General features: G+C 63.2%; 18 protein-coding genes and 1 pseudogene. 5 read left to right on the plus strand and 14 right to left on the minus strand.

Going from position 1 to position 17,171, the window contains the following annotated elements; translation table 11 throughout:
- Positions 1 to 144 precede the first annotated feature (144 nt).
- Both lysS and F6X37_RS21430 read left to right on the plus strand, forming a co-directional pair.
- A complete protein-coding gene (gene lysS, locus F6X37_RS21425) occupies positions 145 to 1,671 on the plus strand; it encodes a lysine--tRNA ligase (protein WP_187612676.1) in 1,527 nt (508 codons plus the stop codon).
- Positions 1,672 to 2,016: 345 nt separating this feature from the next.
- Positions 2,017 to 2,716, plus strand: a pseudogene (locus F6X37_RS21430) (glycine zipper 2TM domain-containing protein).
- A gap of 102 nt (positions 2,717 to 2,818) precedes the next feature.
- On the opposite strand, the gene iscX reads toward F6X37_RS21430, so the two are convergent.
- From iscX to F6X37_RS21480, 10 genes are all read right to left on the minus strand, one after another.
- Positions 2,819 to 3,016 (minus strand): Fe-S cluster assembly protein IscX, encoded by a 198-nt coding sequence (iscX, locus tag F6X37_RS21435; protein WP_027198111.1) that lies wholly within the window; start codon positions 3,014 to 3,016, stop codon positions 2,819 to 2,821.
- Positions 3,017 to 3,031: 15 nt separating this feature from the next.
- A complete protein-coding gene (gene fdx / locus F6X37_RS21440) occupies positions 3,032 to 3,373 on the minus strand; it encodes an ISC system 2Fe-2S type ferredoxin (RefSeq protein ID WP_090800789.1) in 342 nt (113 codons plus the stop codon).
- A 188-nt stretch (positions 3,374 to 3,561) separates the two neighbouring features.
- On the minus strand, positions 3,562 to 5,433 hold the full coding sequence (gene hscA, locus F6X37_RS21445) for a Fe-S protein assembly chaperone HscA (protein WP_187612677.1): 1,872 nt from the start codon (positions 5,431 to 5,433) through the stop codon (positions 3,562 to 3,564).
- A gap of 165 nt (positions 5,434 to 5,598) precedes the next feature.
- A complete protein-coding gene (gene hscB, locus F6X37_RS21450; protein ID WP_090800792.1) occupies positions 5,599 to 6,126 on the minus strand; it encodes a Fe-S protein assembly co-chaperone HscB in 528 nt (175 codons plus the stop codon).
- Positions 6,127 to 6,263: 137 nt separating this feature from the next.
- Positions 6,264 to 6,587 carry an iron-sulfur cluster assembly protein IscA gene (gene iscA / locus F6X37_RS21455; RefSeq protein ID WP_090800794.1) on the minus strand — a complete coding sequence of 108 codons (324 nt, stop codon included), beginning with the start codon at positions 6,585 to 6,587 and terminating at the stop codon, positions 6,264 to 6,266.
- Positions 6,588 to 6,665: 78 nt separating this feature from the next.
- Positions 6,666 to 7,079 carry a Fe-S cluster assembly scaffold IscU gene (gene iscU, locus F6X37_RS21460; protein ID WP_090800797.1) on the minus strand — a complete coding sequence of 138 codons (414 nt, stop codon included), beginning with the start codon at positions 7,077 to 7,079 and terminating at the stop codon, positions 6,666 to 6,668.
- 72 nt (positions 7,080 to 7,151) lie between these two features.
- Positions 7,152 to 8,375, minus strand: coding sequence for an IscS subfamily cysteine desulfurase (locus tag F6X37_RS21465; protein ID WP_090805366.1), 1,224 nt, complete (start codon positions 8,373 to 8,375; stop codon positions 7,152 to 7,154).
- A gap of 83 nt (positions 8,376 to 8,458) precedes the next feature.
- The gene (iscR, locus tag F6X37_RS21470) at positions 8,459 to 8,989 is read right to left on the minus strand and encodes a Fe-S cluster assembly transcriptional regulator IscR (RefSeq protein WP_018417524.1); all 531 of its coding nucleotides are present in this window, start codon (positions 8,987 to 8,989) and stop codon (positions 8,459 to 8,461) included.
- A gap of 163 nt (positions 8,990 to 9,152) precedes the next feature.
- A complete protein-coding gene (locus F6X37_RS21475; RefSeq protein WP_187612678.1) occupies positions 9,153 to 9,650 on the minus strand; it encodes a low molecular weight protein-tyrosine-phosphatase in 498 nt (165 codons plus the stop codon).
- A gap of 152 nt (positions 9,651 to 9,802) precedes the next feature.
- Positions 9,803 to 10,042 (minus strand): hypothetical protein, encoded by a 240-nt coding sequence (locus F6X37_RS21480; protein ID WP_184067533.1) that lies wholly within the window; start codon positions 10,040 to 10,042, stop codon positions 9,803 to 9,805.
- A 281-nt stretch (positions 10,043 to 10,323) separates the two neighbouring features.
- Between F6X37_RS21480 and F6X37_RS21485 the strand changes: the two genes are divergently transcribed.
- A complete protein-coding gene (locus tag F6X37_RS21485) occupies positions 10,324 to 10,851 on the plus strand; it encodes a hypothetical protein (RefSeq protein ID WP_187612679.1) in 528 nt (175 codons plus the stop codon).
- Between the two features lie 95 nt (positions 10,852 to 10,946).
- Here F6X37_RS21485 and F6X37_RS21490 read toward each other — a convergent pair whose 3' ends face one another.
- Together F6X37_RS21490 and F6X37_RS21495 are read right to left on the minus strand one after the other, a co-directional pair.
- Positions 10,947 to 12,362, minus strand: coding sequence for a lactate utilization protein B (locus F6X37_RS21490; RefSeq protein WP_187612680.1), 1,416 nt, complete (start codon positions 12,360 to 12,362; stop codon positions 10,947 to 10,949).
- Between the two features lie 111 nt (positions 12,363 to 12,473).
- The gene (locus F6X37_RS21495; RefSeq protein ID WP_187612681.1) at positions 12,474 to 13,196 is read right to left on the minus strand and encodes a (Fe-S)-binding protein; all 723 of its coding nucleotides are present in this window, start codon (positions 13,194 to 13,196) and stop codon (positions 12,474 to 12,476) included.
- A 178-nt stretch (positions 13,197 to 13,374) separates the two neighbouring features.
- Between F6X37_RS21495 and F6X37_RS21500 the strand changes: the two genes are divergently transcribed.
- Positions 13,375 to 14,205 (plus strand): IclR family transcriptional regulator, encoded by an 831-nt coding sequence (locus F6X37_RS21500; protein WP_090800805.1) that lies wholly within the window; start codon positions 13,375 to 13,377, stop codon positions 14,203 to 14,205.
- A 142-nt stretch (positions 14,206 to 14,347) separates the two neighbouring features.
- Here the strand turns inward: F6X37_RS21500 and pbpG are convergent, their stop codons facing one another.
- Complete coding sequence (pbpG, locus tag F6X37_RS21505) at positions 14,348 to 15,538, minus strand: D-alanyl-D-alanine endopeptidase (protein WP_187612682.1); 1,191 nt, start codon at positions 15,536 to 15,538, stop codon at positions 14,348 to 14,350.
- A 750-nt stretch (positions 15,539 to 16,288) separates the two neighbouring features.
- Between pbpG and F6X37_RS21510 the strand changes: the two genes are divergently transcribed.
- On the plus strand, positions 16,289 to 16,864 hold the full coding sequence (locus F6X37_RS21510; RefSeq protein WP_013089827.1) for a phasin family protein: 576 nt from the start codon (positions 16,289 to 16,291) through the stop codon (positions 16,862 to 16,864).
- Between the two features lie 3 nt (positions 16,865 to 16,867).
- On the opposite strand, the gene F6X37_RS21515 is transcribed toward F6X37_RS21510, so the two are convergent.
- Positions 16,868 to 17,155 carry a hypothetical protein gene (locus F6X37_RS21515; protein WP_184057345.1) on the minus strand — a complete coding sequence of 96 codons (288 nt, stop codon included), beginning with the start codon at positions 17,153 to 17,155 and terminating at the stop codon, positions 16,868 to 16,870.
- Between the last annotated feature and the right edge of the window lie 16 nt (positions 17,156 to 17,171).

Raw genomic sequence — 17,171 nt, forward strand, 5'->3', positions numbered from 1 at the left:
GGGACCGCGCCTTCTTCGTTGCTGCTTTTGCGTTGCTTCCACGCTATTTATTCGCCGTTTTTCCAGTACCGCCTGAGGTTTTTACACTGACTGGCTTCCCGCCAGCGGAGCACTCCGCGGCGGGCCACCGAATACCAAATCATCATGACTGAACCGACCCAGCCGACTGTCGTGCCCGAAGCGGACGACAACAAGATCATCGCCGAGCGCCGCGAAAAGCTGCGCGAACTGCGTGAGCGAGGCGTCGCCTATCCGAACGATTTCCGTCCCACGCACCACGCCGAAGATCTGCAGGCGCAGTACGAGCACGCCGACAAGGAAGCGCTCGAAGCGCATCCGCTCGAAGTCGCGATCGCCGGCCGCATGATGCTGAAACGCGTGATGGGCAAGGCAAGTTTCGCAACCGTGCGCGACGGCTCGGGTCAGATCCAGTTCTTCATCACACCGGCCGACGTCGGTCAGGAGACCTACGACGCGTTCAAGAAGTGGGACATGGGCGACATCGTCGCCGCGCGCGGCGTGCTGTTCCGCACCAACAAGGGCGAGCTATCGGTGCGCTGCACCGAGCTGCGTCTGCTGTCGAAGTCGCTGCGTCCGCTGCCGGACAAGTTCCACGGTCTCGCCGACCAGGAAATGAAGTACCGCCAGCGCTATGTCGATCTGATCGTCACACCGGAAACGCGCCGCACGTTCGTCGCGCGCACGAAGGCGATTTCGTCGATCCGCAAGTACATGGCCGACGCGAACTTCATGGAAGTCGAAACACCGATGCTGCACCCGATTCCGGGCGGCGCGGCGGCCAAGCCGTTCTCGACGCACCACAATGCGCTCGACATGCAGATGTTCCTGCGCATCGCGCCGGAGCTGTACCTGAAGCGGCTGGTGGTGGGCGGCTTCGAGCGCGTGTTCGAGATCAATCGTAATTTCCGCAACGAGGGCGTATCCGTGCGCCACAACCCGGAATTCACGATGATCGAGTTCTACGCAGCCTACACCGATTACAAGTGGCTGATGGACTTCACCGAGCAGCTGATTCGCCAGGCGGCGATCGATGCGCTCGGCACGGCCACCATCACTTATCAGGGCCGCGAGCTCGATCTGTCGAAGCCGTTCCATCGGCTCACGATCACGCAGGCGATCCAGAAATACGCGCCGCAATACACGAACGAGCAGCTCGCCGACGGCACGTTCCTGCGCGCCGAACTGAAGAAGTTCGGCGTCGATGCGTCGCAGCCGCAGTTCCTCAACGCGGGCGTCGGCTCGCTGCAACTGGCGCTGTTCGAAGAGACCGCCGAGTCGCAACTGTGGGAGCCGACCTACATCATCGACTACCCGATCGAGGTGTCGCCGCTCGCGCGTGCGTCGGACAAGGTGGCAGGCATCACCGAGCGTTTCGAGCTGTTCATCACCGGCCGCGAAATCGCCAACGGCTTCTCGGAGCTCAACGATCCGGAAGATCAGGCCGCGCGCTTCAGGAAGCAGGTCGACCAGAAAGACGCCGGCGACGAGGAAGCGATGTTCTACGACGCCGACTACATCCGCGCGCTCGAGTACGGCATGCCGCCAGCGGGCGGCTGCGGTATCGGCATCGATCGTCTGGTCATGATGCTGACCGATAGCCCGAGCATCCGCGACGTGATTCTGTTCCCGCATCTGCGTCGCGAAGACTGAGCGACGCTGGGCGCGAGCGCTCGTTGTGCTTCGCGCGCAATGCGATGGTTTGAAGAGCGCCCGGTTGATGCCGGGCGTTTTTTTATGCGCGCGTTTTCGCTTTGCGGGACCGTTTTCTGCTTCTCATCGTTTGTAACCAGCGGTAAAAGCTGCTCGTTCGCGCGCAAGTCGCCGCGGACTCGATGGTCTTAGAAGTTTGTTGACACCAAAGCGCACCGCGTGAAGGGCGCCTACCCACGCCCGAGGGCGCCACCTGAGCGGTTACAAATAGAAACGCTGCCCGGATCGAATTGCCCGACACTCAGTCTCACAAGAAGTCGGCTCTGTCAGAAACGGAGGCCCTATATGGACAACCCTACTCATCAACCCACGCAGCCACGTCGTCTTCATCCCTTGATCGCGGTGGCCGCCGGCGCGGTGCTCGTCGCGAGTCTCGTCGCTACCGCGGCGATCACCGGCGTGTTCCCGAAGGCGTCGGGTAACGGCGCACAGAACGATCAGACGCAGGCCGCGCAGGTCAGCACGCAAGCGCCAGGCGTCGTGGATTCGGCCGCGCCGGTCAAGCCATCTGCGCAACAGCGGCAAGATCAGGCTCAGCAAGCGGTGCCGGCCGCCCCTGCCGCCGCTCCAACCCAGCAGCAATACGCGCAGCAACAGCAGGCACAGGCCGCGCCGCAGTATGCGCAGCAGCCGGCGCCGCATGCCGCTTATTGCTCGACTTGCGGCACCGTCGTCGCGATCTCGGCGGTTCGGCATGAAGGACATGGCACCGGCATTGGCGCGGTCGGCGGTGCGGTGGCCGGGGGGGGTCGTCGGTAATCAATTCGGCGCCGGCGGCGGGCGTACTGCGATGACGCTGCTCGGCGCGCTAGGCGGCGGGTTCGCCGGCAACTCGGTCGAAAAACATCTGCGCAGCACGACGTCTTATTCGGTGCGCGTGCACATGGAAGACGGCAAGACGCGCTACTTCACCTATAGCCAGGCGCCGCCGTTGCGCGACGGCGAGCGCGTGCGCGTTCAGAACGGCGGCCTCGTCGCCGACTGAGCTGAGCTCGGCGCCCAACGTTCGTCGACGCGCCATGAAAAAAGGCGATTCCATCGGAATCGCCTTTTCTTTGGAGTTCAATGCATCCGTTCGAACACGCGTTCAATAATCCGCGTCTTCGATCCATGCCGCCTGAATCGCTTCGAGAATCTTTTCGCTCGAACGGTTCGGATCGTCGTCGAAGCCTTCGAGCTCGGTCACCCAGCGGTGCAGGTCGGTGAAACGCACCTGCTGTGGATCGACGTCCTGATGCTTGTCCGTCAGAGCCATCGCGATGTCTTGCGTATCGGTCCACTTCATGGCGGCACCCTCCTGTTAGTGATTTTCCTTCGCGTGATTGATCGAGTAACGCGGAATTTCGACGACCAGATCCTGCTCGTCCGGCATGACCGCCTGACACGACAGGCGCGAAGCCGGTTCCAGCCCCCATGCCTTGTCCAACAGATCGTCCTCGTCTTCCTCGGATGGCGTCAAGGCGGCGAAACCCTCACGCACGATTACGTGGCAGGTCGTGCACGCGCACGACTTCTCGCACGCATGCTCGATTTCGATACCGTTATCGAGCAGGTTGTCGCAGATGCTCTTGCCGGGAACGGCGTCGATCACCGCGCCTTCCGGGCACAGTTCGACGTGAGGCAGCACAACGATTTGAGGCATACAGTTTCCGTTTGGGTCTGAGGCACGGCGGCTGCCAGCAATGCCGGGTGCAGGCTCCGTGCCATTTTACTGGCGCCGCGCGGACTTTTTAAGTCCGCGCGGGCGCGATCGGTGGTTCGTGGGGGGCGCAGTTCGTGCGTGGCCTGAGCGCGCGTCGCGTGCACGTTGCTGCCGCTACGCTCGCCCGTTCAGATCTCGTCGAGCTTGCGGCCCGACAGCGCGCGGCGAATTCCCTTGTTCATGCGGCGCGCGGCGAATTCGTCGGTGCCTTCGGCGAGCGCCTTCGTCGCGGCTTCGATCGCGCCGACGTCTTCGGCTGGCGCGACGTTGCGCAGCGCGGCGAGCAGCGCGTCGAGTTCGGCGCGTTCGCTGTCGTCGAGCAGCTCGGCGTCGGCGGCGAGCGCCGCGTCGGTCGCTTCGACGAGACGCTGCGCTTCGACCTGCGCCTCACGCAATGCGCGCGCGCGCATGTCGATTTCAGCGGTCGAAAAGCTGTCTTCGAGCATGCGCGCGATGTCGTCGTCGGCGAGGCCATACGAAGGCTTCACGACGACCGATGCCTCCACGCCCGACGCCAGCTCGCGCGCAAACACCGACAGCAGGCCGTCGGCGTCGACCTGATAGGTCACGCGAATGCGCGCGGCGCCGGCGGCCATCGGCGGAATGCCGCGCAGCTCGAAGCGCGCGAGCGAACGGCAATCGCTGACGAGCTCGCGCTCGCCTTGGACGACGTGAATCGCCATCGCGGTCTGGCCGTCCTTGAAGGTCGTGAAATCCTGCGCGCGCGCGACTGGAATCGTCGAGTTGCGCGGAATGATCTTTTCGGTGAGGCCACCCATCGTCTCGACGCCGAGCGACAGCGGAATCACGTCGAGCAGTAGCCATTCGTCGCCTTCCGCCCCGCGGTTGCCGGCGAGCAGATCGGCCTGGATCGCGGCGCCGAGTGCGACGACCTGATCCGGATCGAGATTGACGAGCGGCGGCTGGCCGAAGAACGCCTCGACCGCGCGGCGGATCACCGGCATGCGCGTCGCGCCGCCGACCAGCACGACGCCCTTGATTTCCTTCGTGGTGACCTTCGCGTCGCGCAGCGCCTTTTTCGTCGGGCCCAGCGTGCGTTGCACCAGCGCGGCCGTGATGGTCTCGAAAGTGGCTTCGTCGATCGTCAGATCGAGCGCGGTGCCGTTGGCAAGCGTGAGCTCGAGGGTAGTGTGCGACGCGCTCGACAGCGCCTCCTTGGCCTCGCGCACGCTATCGAGCAGCAGGCGCACGTCGTGCGGCGCGAGCGTCTTTGACGCGATGCCGGCCTGTTCGAGCACATGGCGATATAGCGCATGGTCGAAGTCGTCGCCGCCGAGCGCGGAATCGCCGCCCGCCGCGAGCACTTCGAAAACGCCCTTGGTGAGCTTCAGGATCGACAGGTCGAAGGTGCCGCCGCCGAGGTCGTAGACCGCGTACAAACCTTCCGCGCCGTTGTCGAGACCGTAGGCGATCGCCGCAGCGGTCGGTTCGTTGAGCAGACGCAGCACGTTCAGCCCCGCGAGGCGCGCGGCGTCCTTGGTCGCCTGGCGCTGCGCTTCGTCGAAGTAAGCGGGCACCGTGATTACCGCGCCGACGAGTTCGTCGCCGAGCGTGTCTTCGGCGCGCTGGCGCAGCGTCGCGAGAATTTCAGCCGACACCTCGACCGGGCTCTTCACGCCGTCGACGGTGCGGATCTGCACCATGCCGGGAGCATCGACGAAGTCGTACGGCGCGTTTTCGGCGCCCTCCACCTCGGCCTTGCCGCGGCCCATGAAGCGCTTGACCGACACGATCGTGTTGCGCGGGTCGGTCGCGGCTTCGGCCTTCGCCCGGCGGCCGATGCGACGGCCGCCCTGCTCCAGGTAACGCACCACCGACGGCAGCAGCACGTGCCCGTCTTCGTCGGGCAGCACATCGGGCAGGCCGTTGCGCACGGCGGCGACGAGGGAGTTGGTGGTGCCGAGATCGATACCGACCGCCAGACGCCGCTGGTGAGGCGCCGGCGCCATGCCGGGTTCGGAGATTTGCAGTAAGGCCATCTGGATCTTCTCGGGGACGTTGTGCCCCGTCCTGAATGTTCGCGTTGCTGGGGTGATGCCGCGGCTCGCGGCCGCTCTGGCTTTTTTGTTTGTCGCTTACTACGTCGCTGCCTACTGTTGCTGCTTGCCCGCGCCGCGCTTTTGCGCGCGTCGCGCGAAACCGCGCTAGCCTTCGAGCCGCTCGATCTGGGCATCGATTTCCGACGCGACGCGCTCGATGAACATCAGCTGCCGCACCGCCTCGCCCGCCGCCTGATTCGCGCCGTGATCGAGCGATGCGCCGAGCTTGTCGAAGCGCCGACGCTCCTCGTCGCGCAACTCGATGAGCAGCGCGTCGAGCGCGTCGACGTTCTTCGCCGCGGCCGCGTCCTCGATGTTCTCGCGCCACTCCATCTGCTGCATCAGGAACGCGGGCTCCATCGCCGTGTTGTTCTCCGCGCCGACGTTGATGCCGCGCAACGACAGCAGATAGGTCGCGCGCTTGAGCGGATCGCGCAGCGTTTGATAGGCCTCGTTCGCGCGCGTCGCCCACTGCATCGCGATACGCTTTTGCGCATCGCCGGCCGCCGCGAAGCGATCCGGATGCACCTGCGCCTGCACGGTGCGGTACGCGTGATCGAGCGTGCTCGCGTCGAGCGCGAATTGCGCCGGCAGACCAAACAGATCGAAGTGGCTGTCGTTCAGCGAGGCCATCGGATTAAAGTCCGTTGATGAAAACTGGAGTGGAGAAGTCGGGCCTTGTCAGGCGTGACCGGTTCAGTGGAGCGCGGATCAAACTAAAAAGGCGGCCCGCGCCGCCTTTTATCCGCCGCACGCGGAAGGTAACGAATCTAGACGCGGAACGACTCGCCGCAGCCGCATTCGTCTTTCACGTTCGGGTTGTTGAACCTGAAGCCTTCGTTCAGCCCTTCGCGTGCGAAGTCGAGCTCGGTGCCGTCGATATACGCGAGACTCTTCGGGTCGACGACGACCTTCACGCCGCCCGTCTCGAACACCTGATCTTCAGGCGCGACTTCGTCCACGTACTCGAGCTTGTAGGCGAGGCCCGAGCAACCGGTGGTGCGCACGCCGACGCGCAACCCGATGCCCTTACCGCGGCGGGTCAGATACTTCTGGACGTGCTGTGCTGCCTTTTCGGTCAACGTAATTGCCATAACGTTTCTCAGTTGCCAGAGCGCGCGGCGCGCGTGTCCGCGCCGCGCTCACCGGTTACTCCGTTCTTACCCAGTTGCTCAGGCGGCCTTGCCGTCTTCGGCAAGCGCTGCTTCGCCGTGGCGCTGCTTGTAGTCGGCGACCGCTGCCTTGATCGCGTCTTCCGCGAGGATCGAGCAGTGGATCTTCACCGGCGGCAGTGCCAGTTCTTCGGCGATCTGCGTGTTCTTGATCGACATCGCCTGGTCGAGCGTCTTGCCCTTCACCCATTCGGTGACGAGCGAGCTCGATGCGATGGCCGAGCCGCAGCCGTAGGTCTTGAACTTCGCGTCTTCGATGATGCCGTCCGCGCCGACGCGGATCTGCAGCTTCATCACGTCGCCGCAGGCCGGCGCGCCGACCATGCCGGTACCGACCGTGTCGTCGTCCTTCGCGAAGGAACCGACGTTGCGCGGGTTTTCGTAGTGGTCGAGGACCTTGTCGCTATAAGCCATGATTACACTCCTTGATTCGTTTCAACCTGCAATGCGATGAACGTTCGATGTCCGCTTCGTCCAGCCGGCGCGTCAGTGCGCGGCCCACTGGATGGTCGACAGATCGATCCCGTCCTTGTGCATTTCCCACAGCGGCGACAGATCGCGCAGCTTGGAAATCTTCGACTTCAGCAGGTTGATCACGTAGTCGACTTCCTGCTCGGTCGTGAAGCGTCCCACCGTGAAGCGGATCGAGCTGTGCGCGAGTTCGTCGTTGCGGCCAAGCGCTCGCAGCACGTACGACGGCTCCAGCGACGCCGATGTGCACGCCGAGCCCGACGACACCGCGACGTCCTTCACCGCCATGATCAGCGATTCGCCTTCGACGAAATTGAAGCTGATGTTCAGGTTGTGCGGCACACGCTTTTCCATGTCGCCGTTCACATACACTTCCTCGATTTGCGACAGGCCTTTCAGCAGCCGGTCACGCAGCATGCGGATGCGCTCGTTTTCGGTCGCCATCTCTTCACGCGCGATACGGAACGCTTCACCCATGCCGACGATCTGGTGCGTGGCGAGCGTGCCCGAACGCATGCCGCGCTCGTGACCGCCGCCGTGCATCTGCGCCTCGATACGGATACGCGGCTTGCGACGCACGTAAAGCGCGCCGATGCCCTTCGGGCCGTAGGTCTTGTGCGCCGAGAACGACATCAGGTCGACCTTCAGCTTCTGCAGATCGATCTGGATCTTGCCGGTGGCCTGCGCCGCGTCGACGTGGAAAATGATGCCCTTCTCGCGCGTGATCTCGCCAATCGCCTCGATGTCCTGGATGACGCCGATCTCGTTGTTGACCGACATCACCGACACCAGAATCGTGTCCGGGCGCAGCGCCGCCTTGAATGCGTCGAGGTCGATCAGACCGTCGTCCTTGACATCCAGATAGGTGACTTCGAAGCCTTCGCGCTCGAGCTCGCGGGTGGTGTCCAGCACCGCCTTGTGCTCGGTCTTCACCGTGATGATGTGCTTGCCCTTGCTCTTGTAGAAGTGCGCGGCACCTTTCAGAGCGAGGTTGTCCGACTCCGTCGCACCCGAGGTCCAGATGATTTCGCGTGGATCGGCGTTCACGAGCGCGGCCACCTGCTCGCGCGCTTCCTCGACTGCGCGCTCGGCGGTCCAGCCATAAGCGTGACTACGCGACGCGGGATTGCCGAACTGCTCGCGCAGATACGGGATCATCTTGTCCACCACACGCGGATCGATCGGCGTCGTGGCGCTGTAGTCCATGTAGATGGGCAGATGGAGAGAGTCGTTATTCATCAATTGCTCCGGGGACGTCATGTGCTCTGGCTTCTGGGTTCGATATGGGGCTGCGGCGAGGGTTTTCTTTTGCGTGCCGCGCTTCACGAACCGGCCATGTTGAAAACGGAATTGGGACCCTTGGGCGCCACGCGCACGGGTTCGACCGCCGGCGCGTCGTTGCGCCTGTCGCGCAGCACGGCCGGCGTGCCTTCGCGCGAACGCTGCTGATCCACCAGATCCTTCAGCGAAACCGAATCGAGGTATTCGACCATTTTCTGGTTCAGCGTCGACCACAGCTCATGCGTCATGCAGTGGCCGTCGTGCTGCTTGGTGCCTTCGCATGTGCCCTTACCGCCGCACTGGGTGGCGTCGAGCGGTTCGTCGACCGCGATGATGATGTCGGCCACCGTCACCTCTTCGGCACGGCGCGCGAGATTGTAGCCACCGCCCGGTCCGCGCACGGATTCGACGATTTCATGACGGCGCAGCTTGCCAAACAGCTGCTCGAGATACGACAGGGAGATGTGTTGGCGCTGGCTGATACCCGCAAGCGTCACCGGGCCCTGCTCCTGGCGCAGCGCCAGGTCGATCATCGCCGTGACGGCGAAACGGCCTTTCGTGGTGAGTCTCATATGATGTGGGAACCGCAATTCTCGACAAGTTTGGTCAAGTATAAATACATGAGCGATTTAGTCAAGTATGGGCGCTAAATTTTGTGTCATTCGCTTAATTGATCGCCATACGTCGACGCCGCGCCCCCACCCGTGTGGTGCGTCTGCGTTCTTCGCTCGATGCCTACGCGAGCAACTGCGGGCGCAGCGCGGCGATCAGCCCGCGGCAGGCTGCTTCGCACTGATCGAGCACCAACTCGAAGCCTTCCACGCCGCCGAAATACGGATCGACAACCTCTCGCGCGCCGCTCCAGCGGCCATCCGACTCAGGCACGAACTCCATCAGCAGACGGATCTTGTCGCGCTGTGCGGGCGGGCACAGTTGACGCAACGCGGCGACGTTTCGGTCGTCCATGGCAATCAGCAGATCGAAGCGCTCGAAGTCCGCGACCGTGATCTGGCGGCCGCGCAGCGCGTCGAGCGCATAGCCGTGCTGGCGGGCCGCGTGTTGCGCGCGTTCGTCGGGCGCCGCGCCGATGTGCCAATCGCCGGTGCCGGCCGAATCGATCAGGATGCAGTCCGCAAGCTTCGCCTCGTCGACCAGATGACGCATCACGCCCTCCGCCGTCGGTGAACGGCAGATATTCCCGAGGCAAACGAAACAGATGGACACAGTTTTCATCAGGGATTTTCGACGCCCGAGGCGCCGCGCGTGAGGTCGTCAGGCAGTCAGCGGACTGCGCCGCGATTATACAAATCTCGACAGATTCGCGCCGAGCGGGGCGCAGCCAGCAAGATCACCGGCTTCGGAGCGTCGCGGTCCGCCGCGCCGGCTTACGATGCCTCGGCGAGCGGCGTCGCCGTGGCGGCACGCATCGGCTTGGCCGGCAATGCCGACGCCGTGTCGATCATGCCGTACGACACCGCGCGTGCGAGTTCGGCGGTCAGATGGTTGGCGTCGAGCGGCATCTGCGAAGCGCGCGAAGCGGTTTGGCCGTTGACGTGCAGAAAGGCGAGCACCGCGAGCGGTACAACGATGGCTAGGGGCCAGTACACCGATATTGTCTTTTTCATGATGTGTTTTTCAATTAGGGGCGCATGAGTTTGTGACGCACTATGCCCTAACGAGATGCTATAGGAATTCACAATCGGGAAAAACTCGCCCGCGCGAGATAGATCGTTGCTTGATACGAAACAGTCAAGTGAGACCTCTTTCGGGATCGATTGGCGCATCGCTGGCACACAAAAGTAAAGCTTACAAACGCATACAAAGCCGCCGCGACGGACGGCGACAATGACGGTCTTATTCTTATTCTTACCCTTACATTTCTTTGCACTGGCATCGGTCCCACAAAATGAAACGCATTGCACCTCTCGCTGGCCTGGTGGCCGCCGCGCTGCTCGGCGGCTGCGCGGTCTATCCGGACGGCACGCCGATGTACGGCAACGGCTACGGCGCCTATAGCGGCTACAACAGTTATGACGATTCCGCATACGCGCCGGGTGCCGCGGTCGTGCCGCAAACCAATGTGTACCTCGGCTACGGCGATTACGGTCCGGGACGCTACTACGGCCCGGCGCCGGGCTCTGGCTATCGCGGCTATCCGGATCGCGGTCATCCGAACGACAACGACTGGCACCACGGCGATCACGGCAACGGTCATGGCAACAATGGCGGCGGTCCTGGACAACCGCACGGCGACCCGCCGCCGCAGGGCGCAGCGGGCGGTCCGCACGGCCCTGGTGGTGCCAATGGCGGCCCGCACCCCGGCGCGGGCGGCCCGCCGCCGGGCCAGCCGCAAGCCGGCAATGGCGGTGGACGAGGCAACGATTTGGGGAGAAATGCGCCCGCGCGTCAGCCGGGGCAGATGACCGAACATTGAAGACGGAGCGGCGCTGAAGTATCCCGCCGCCTCCTTCGCCCATTTCGACGGCTGCGCGAGCGCGCAGCCGTCAAACCAACCCCAATGCCGCCCGCTCAGCCAATATGGCTGCGCTGCGCGGCATACAACTCGCGGAACGTACGACCCACCGGCGCCGGCATGTCGCGCGTATCGGTCCAGCCCGCGCCGCCGAGCGGCAGTTTGGCGATCGACCGATTGCGCCCACCCATGCGCTCCAGCACGCGCACGGCGAGTTTGGTAAACAGCGCATAGGCATCGGGATGCAGCGCGAGCCAGCCCCACAGCGCCAACCCGGCGCGCTCCTTCCACGGCCGCAGGTGTCGCTCCATCTGCTTTTCGCGCAGCTTGCGCAACAGATCGGACAGCGGGATACCGACCGGGCACACGCTATTGCATTCGCCGCATAACGTCGCCGCTTGCGGCAGGTCGAGCGCCTTGTCGATGCCAACATAGCTCGGCGTCAGCACCGACCCCATCGGCCCCGGATAGACCCAGCCATATGCGTGCCCGCCGACCTTCTGATACACCGGACAATGGTTCATGCACGCGCCGCAACGGATGCAGCGAAGCATTTCCTGGAAGTCGCCGCCGATCAGCCCTGTGCGGCCACCGTCGACAAGCACCACGTACATATGCTCGGGCCCATCCTGATCGCCCGCGCCACGCGGCCCGGTCAGCATCGAAAAATAGTTCGAGGTGGCCTGGCCGGTTGCCGAACGCGGCAGCAGGCGCATAGCCGTCGCGAGATCCTCGAGCGTCGGCAGCACCTTCTCGATGCCGGTGACAGCGACATGCACGCGCGGCATCACCGTGCACATACCTTCGTTGCCCTCGTTGGTCACGACCGCGACCGAGCCCGTTTCCGCGATGATGAAATTGCCGCCCGTCACGCCCATGTCCGCGCTCAGAAAGTGCGGCCGCAGCATCTCGCGCGCCTCACGCGTCATGTCGGGAATCTCGGTGAGCCGCGGCCGGCCGTGCGTCTTCGCGAACAGATCGGCGATCTCGTCCTTATCCTTGTGAACGACCGGCGCGATGATGTGGCTTGGCGGCTCGTTGTCGTTGATCTGCAGGATGTATTCGCCAAGGTCGGTTTCGATCGACTGCACGCCCATCTGCCCGAGCACTTCGTTCAGACGCATTTCCTCGGTGACCATCGACTTGGTCTTGATCACCTTCTTCACGCCGTGCTTGCGCGCAATGTCGCCGACGAGCCGCGCGGCCTCCTGCGTGGTCTCCGCGAACAGCACAGTCACGCCGCGCCGGGTCGCCTCGCGCTCGAAGGTTTCGAGCCACACGTCGAGATTCTCGAGCGCGCGATCACGGCGCTCCTTGAGCGCGGCCCGCGTCGCGGGGAAATCGATCGCGGTCATCGCGCTCGCGCGCGCCGACACGAACTTCGTGGACAGCTTGGTCAGGTTCTGCTGCAGGCGCTGGTCGGCGAGTTTCTGGCCGGCGCGAGCCTTGAACTGCATCGATTGGACTTGCATGGCGGCCCTGATGAGATCGGATTGAAACGCGCGGCGCATTCGCGCCCGACGCAATGCGTGACAGACCAGATAAACGTGACGCGAACAATGGCGGTGTTCGCCGCGCGGGGATTACACGTCGCCGGCCAGCACCTGTGCGATATGCAGCACGCGCGTCGTCGAGTCGCCGTTGCGGCGCAGCCGCCCTTCGATATTCAACATGCAGCCGAGGTCGCCGAGCACCACCGCACCGGCGCCGCTCGCGGCGATGTTCGCGCACTTTTCGTCGACGATCGCGGTCGAGATATCGCCGTATTTGACCGCGAAAGTGCCGCCGAAGCCGCAGCAATGCTCGCAGCCTTTCATCTCGGTGACCGCGACGCCGACCTGCGCGAGCAGTTCGCGCGGCTGTTCCTTGACGCCCAGTTCGCGCAAGCCCGAACACGAGTCGTGATAAGTCACCTGTCCCGCGAACTCGCCCGGTTGCAACTGCACCTTCGCGACGTTGACGAGGAAATCCGTCAGCTCGAACACCTTGCCGCGCAGGCGGCCGAAACGGTTCATCAGTTCGGGATCGTCGCGGAACAGGTCGCCGTAGTGCGCGCGGATCATGCCGCCGCACGAGCCCGACGGCACCACCACATAGTCGAACTGTTCGAACTCGCGCAGCGTTTTCTCGGCAAGGTCGCGCGCGAGGCGGCGGTCTCCCGAGTTATACGCAGGTTGCCCGCAACAGGTTTGCGCGGGCGGCACCACGACCTCGAAACCGGCGCCTTCGATCAGCTTGATGACCGAAAAACCGATCTCGGGACGCATCAGGTCAATCAGGCACGTGACGAACAATCCGACTCGCATGAGCCCTCCTTGCGGGGAAACGTCCCTGATTATCCGCTGTTTGCCGGTGCAATACCAACGGCCGGAAGGCATAGGAAGCACGCCGCGCCGGGTTGGAAGCGCGCCTCGAAGCGTTCGCTTTTTTCACAATACGAGATACAATCAGTTTTCGCTGTTTGACGCATCCACCGATTCTCATATGAGCGATACGAACCCGGATCCCAAAACTTCGATCCAGGTGATCGAACGCATGATGCGCCTGCTCGACGCACTGGCGGCGCATAGCGACCCGGTCAGCCTGAAAGAACTGGCCATCCGCACGGAGCTGCATCCATCCACCGCGCACCGCATCCTGAACGATATGGTGATGTGCCGGCTGGTCGACCGTTCAGACCCCGGCACCTACCGTCTTGGCATGCGCCTGCTCGAACTGGGCAATCTCGTCAAGGCGCGCCTGTCGGTGCGCGACGCGGCGCTCACGCCGATGCGCGAGCTGCACCGCGAGACCGGGCAGACCGTGAACCTGTCGGTGCGTCAGGGCGACGAAATCGTCTATATCGAACGCGCGTATTCGGAGCGCTCGGGCATGCAGGTGGTGCGGGCGATCGGCGGGCGCGCGCCGCTTCATCTGACCTCGGTCGGCAAGCTGTTCCTCGCGGCCGACGAAGCCACCCGCGTGCGTGCCTACGCAACACGCACCGGTCTGTCGGGCCACACGCAGAACAGCATCACCGATCTCGCGAAACTCGAGCGCGAGCTGTCGCATGTGCGCCAGCAGGCCTGCGCGCGCGACAACGAGGAACTGGAGTTGGGCGTGCGCTGCATCGCCGCCGGCATCTACGACGATACCGGCAAGCTGGTCGCGGGGCTGTCGCTGTCGGCGCCGGCCGATCGTTTGCAGGATTCATGGCTCGGGCAGTTGAGCCAGACCGCGTTGATGATTTCGGAATCGCTCGGCTACCGCCCGCAGCCGCAGCAGGACCATGCGCACGGCGGGCACGGCTCACATGGCTCGCACGGCCAGCATTAGTAAAGGGGGTGGCCGCCCAACCGCCGTGCACCCTTTGCCCTCCCGCCGGCGCCATGAAAAAAGCCTCGCATCCGCGAGGCTTTTTCTTTGCCCGTCAGCTGCAGCCGGACTGACTACCACCGGCTGAGTATGCGTTGCGGCTTCAGGTACCCGGACCGCCGGCATCGGCGCTCGTGATACGCGGCTGGTCGCCGCCGTTGTCGAGCCACGTACGCAGACGCGTCGCGTCCGCGAAACGCGAGTACTTGCCTGACGAATCGAGCAGCACCAGGATCATCGGCCGGCCGTGGATGGTCGCCTGCATCACGAGACACTCGCCCGCTTCGTTGATGAAGCCGGTCTTCTGCAGACCGATGTCCCACGTCGGGTTGCGCACCAGCGCGTTCGTGCTGTTGTACGCGAGCGTGCGCTTTCCGGTGTACACCTCATAGCTGTGATCGGTCGAGAACTTGCGGATCAACGGGTACTGATACGCCGCGTTGACCATCTTCACGAGATCGCGCGCGCTCGACACGTTCATGCTCGTCAGACCGGTCGGGTTCTCGAAGTGCGTGTCGTTCATGCCGAGCTGCCTGGCCTTCGCGTTCATCGCCGCGAGGAACGCCGGACGGCCGCCCGGGTAGTAGCGCGACAGCGCCGCCGCCGCGCGGTTTTCCGACGCCATCAGCGCGATGTGCAGCATGTCCTCGCGCGACAGCACCGAGCCCACCGACAGACGCGAACCGGTGTTCTTCTCGTAGTCGCGGTCTTCGTCGGTGACTTCGATCTGATCGGTCATCGGCTCTTTCGAATCGAGCACCACCATCGCCGTCATCAGCTTGCTGATCGATGCGATCGGTACCACCGCGCGCGAGTTCTTGTCGAACAGCGTCTCGCCGCTGTTCTGGTCGATCACATAGGCGACGCTCGAGCGCAGCATCAGCGCGTCCGGCGTCTCGTGCAGACCAAACGCCTGGCCGACGCTCGGCTGGCGCGGCTCGTACGCGACGCGTCGCACCACCGAACGGTGCCGGCCGTTCGCCGTGAACGTGACGCGCTTGCGTTTGACGCCGACGTGCGGGGCATCTTCATCCGCCGCAGCGGCTTTCACGGCCTCGCCCTTGCCGGCTTTCGCCGCATGGCTCGACACCTTTCCGGTGGCGGCCGCCTGCGCAGGCTTCCTGGCAGTTTTAGCGTGTTTGGAAGTTTTTGCGGATGCAGCAGACGTAGCTGCAAAAGTGCTGACAGGCGTAGCGAACGCCGCTGCGACGGCCAGCGAGACGGCCACCGACAGAGCGGTGCTGCGCGCCGCGCCGTGGAGCACTTTTAGCGACGAAAACATGTCGGTTTTCATGGGTGTTCGATAGGGAGCGGCGAGAGGTTTCCGCAAGTGTAGTAAAGCAACGAAAAATTAGCAATTTGAAGCACTTATACGCGCTCCTTAAACCGGCTTGTCAGCTCCGATCGCGAAAACACGAATAAGTGCCGCGCCTCGATCGAAAAAAACGATCGTTCGCCAGCAAGCCTCGCCATTGCCGCCGCCCGGCCCAATCGAGCAGATCATTGCAGGATAACGGCAATTTTGAGACAACCTTGATCCGGGGAAATACTGTCAGAGCACAGGCGGAAACTACTGCATCGCGCCATGAAGGCGTTGCGAGCGTGCGACGGACTTTTTTAAGTGTCCGACGAAAGTCGCTAACGCGCGTTCGACTGCCATCGTTCTTTAACGTTCCTTGTCATCTTGTGGTTTACATCGAATTGATGATGATCTGTTTTTCAGGGGCGAATTGCTGCCACACGGAAAAAATAATCTCCCGACGGCCTGCTGAACGGTTGGTTTATGTCGCACCAGCACGGTGCAACGAGCAATCGTTCCGCGTCATATTAATGACATGCCTACTGTATAACCTATTGTTTTGTCGCCATTTTCTTGACATTGTGCGATGCACAAAAACCGCTTGACATTCCTTGTGGGCATCCTAAAATGGGAACCATTGCTGCGATGCACAAAACATCGCGGTCCGGGGAGACGATGAATCTGCGTCTCGCCACCCACCCAATGCGGTCCGCACAGACCGGCCGCAATCCAGGAGCGTAAACCATGACTCTGCTGACCCCTGAGCAATTCGCCGCAGCCCAGAAAGCCAACTTCGAAACCCTGTTCGGCCTGACGACCAAAGCATTTGAAGGTGTCGAAAAGCTGGTCGAACTGAACCTGCAAGTTGTGAAGTCGACGCTCGCCGAAAGCCAGGAAAATGCCCAACGCGCGCTGTCCGTGAAGGACGCGCAGGAACTGCTGGCACTGCAAGCAAGCCTCGCGCAGCCGGTGGCTGAAAAGGCGCTGTCGTATGGCCGCCACGTGTACGAAATCGTTTCGGCAACGCAGGGTGAATTCACCCGCGTCGCGGAAGCGCAATTCGAAGAGCAAAACCGCAAGGTTCAGGCGCTCGTCGAAAACGTCGCCAAGAACGCACCGGCCGGTTCGGAAACCGCTGTCGCCGTGATGAAGTCGGCTATCACCGCCGCCAACACCACGTACGAAACGGTCCACAAGGCAACCCGCCAGGCTGTCGAAATCGCCGAAAGCAACTTCAACGCAGCTGCAACGGCCGCTTCGAAGGCAGCTTCGCAAGCCGCTGCGCAAGCATCGCGCGCCGCCGCCAAGAAGGCCGTCTAAGCTTCACGCGTCAACACGCAAGGCTTTATGCCTCGCGTCGTCTTTCACGCCGGCCCAGCCTATGCGCTGCGCCGGCGTTATCGCAAGCAACAGCGTCGTGCCGTTGCCGCTTATACGGTTTGATGAGCCGAACGCTCCGATACGTTGCAATGACGTATCGTTTGCCCGGCCGCCAAGCCGGGATTTTTTTGCCCGCCACTGGCCGCCACGAAAACAGAAACGGCGCGCTCCGCCATGGAGCGCGCCGTTTTTCTTTGCCGTACGGCTCGACCGGCTTTGCCGCGCCCGCATGTCGTCATGCAGGCGC

This window comes from Paraburkholderia sp. 31.1 (assembly GCF_014397645.1).
GTDB classification, from domain to species: Bacteria; Pseudomonadota; Gammaproteobacteria; order Burkholderiales; family Burkholderiaceae; genus Paraburkholderia; species Paraburkholderia tuberum.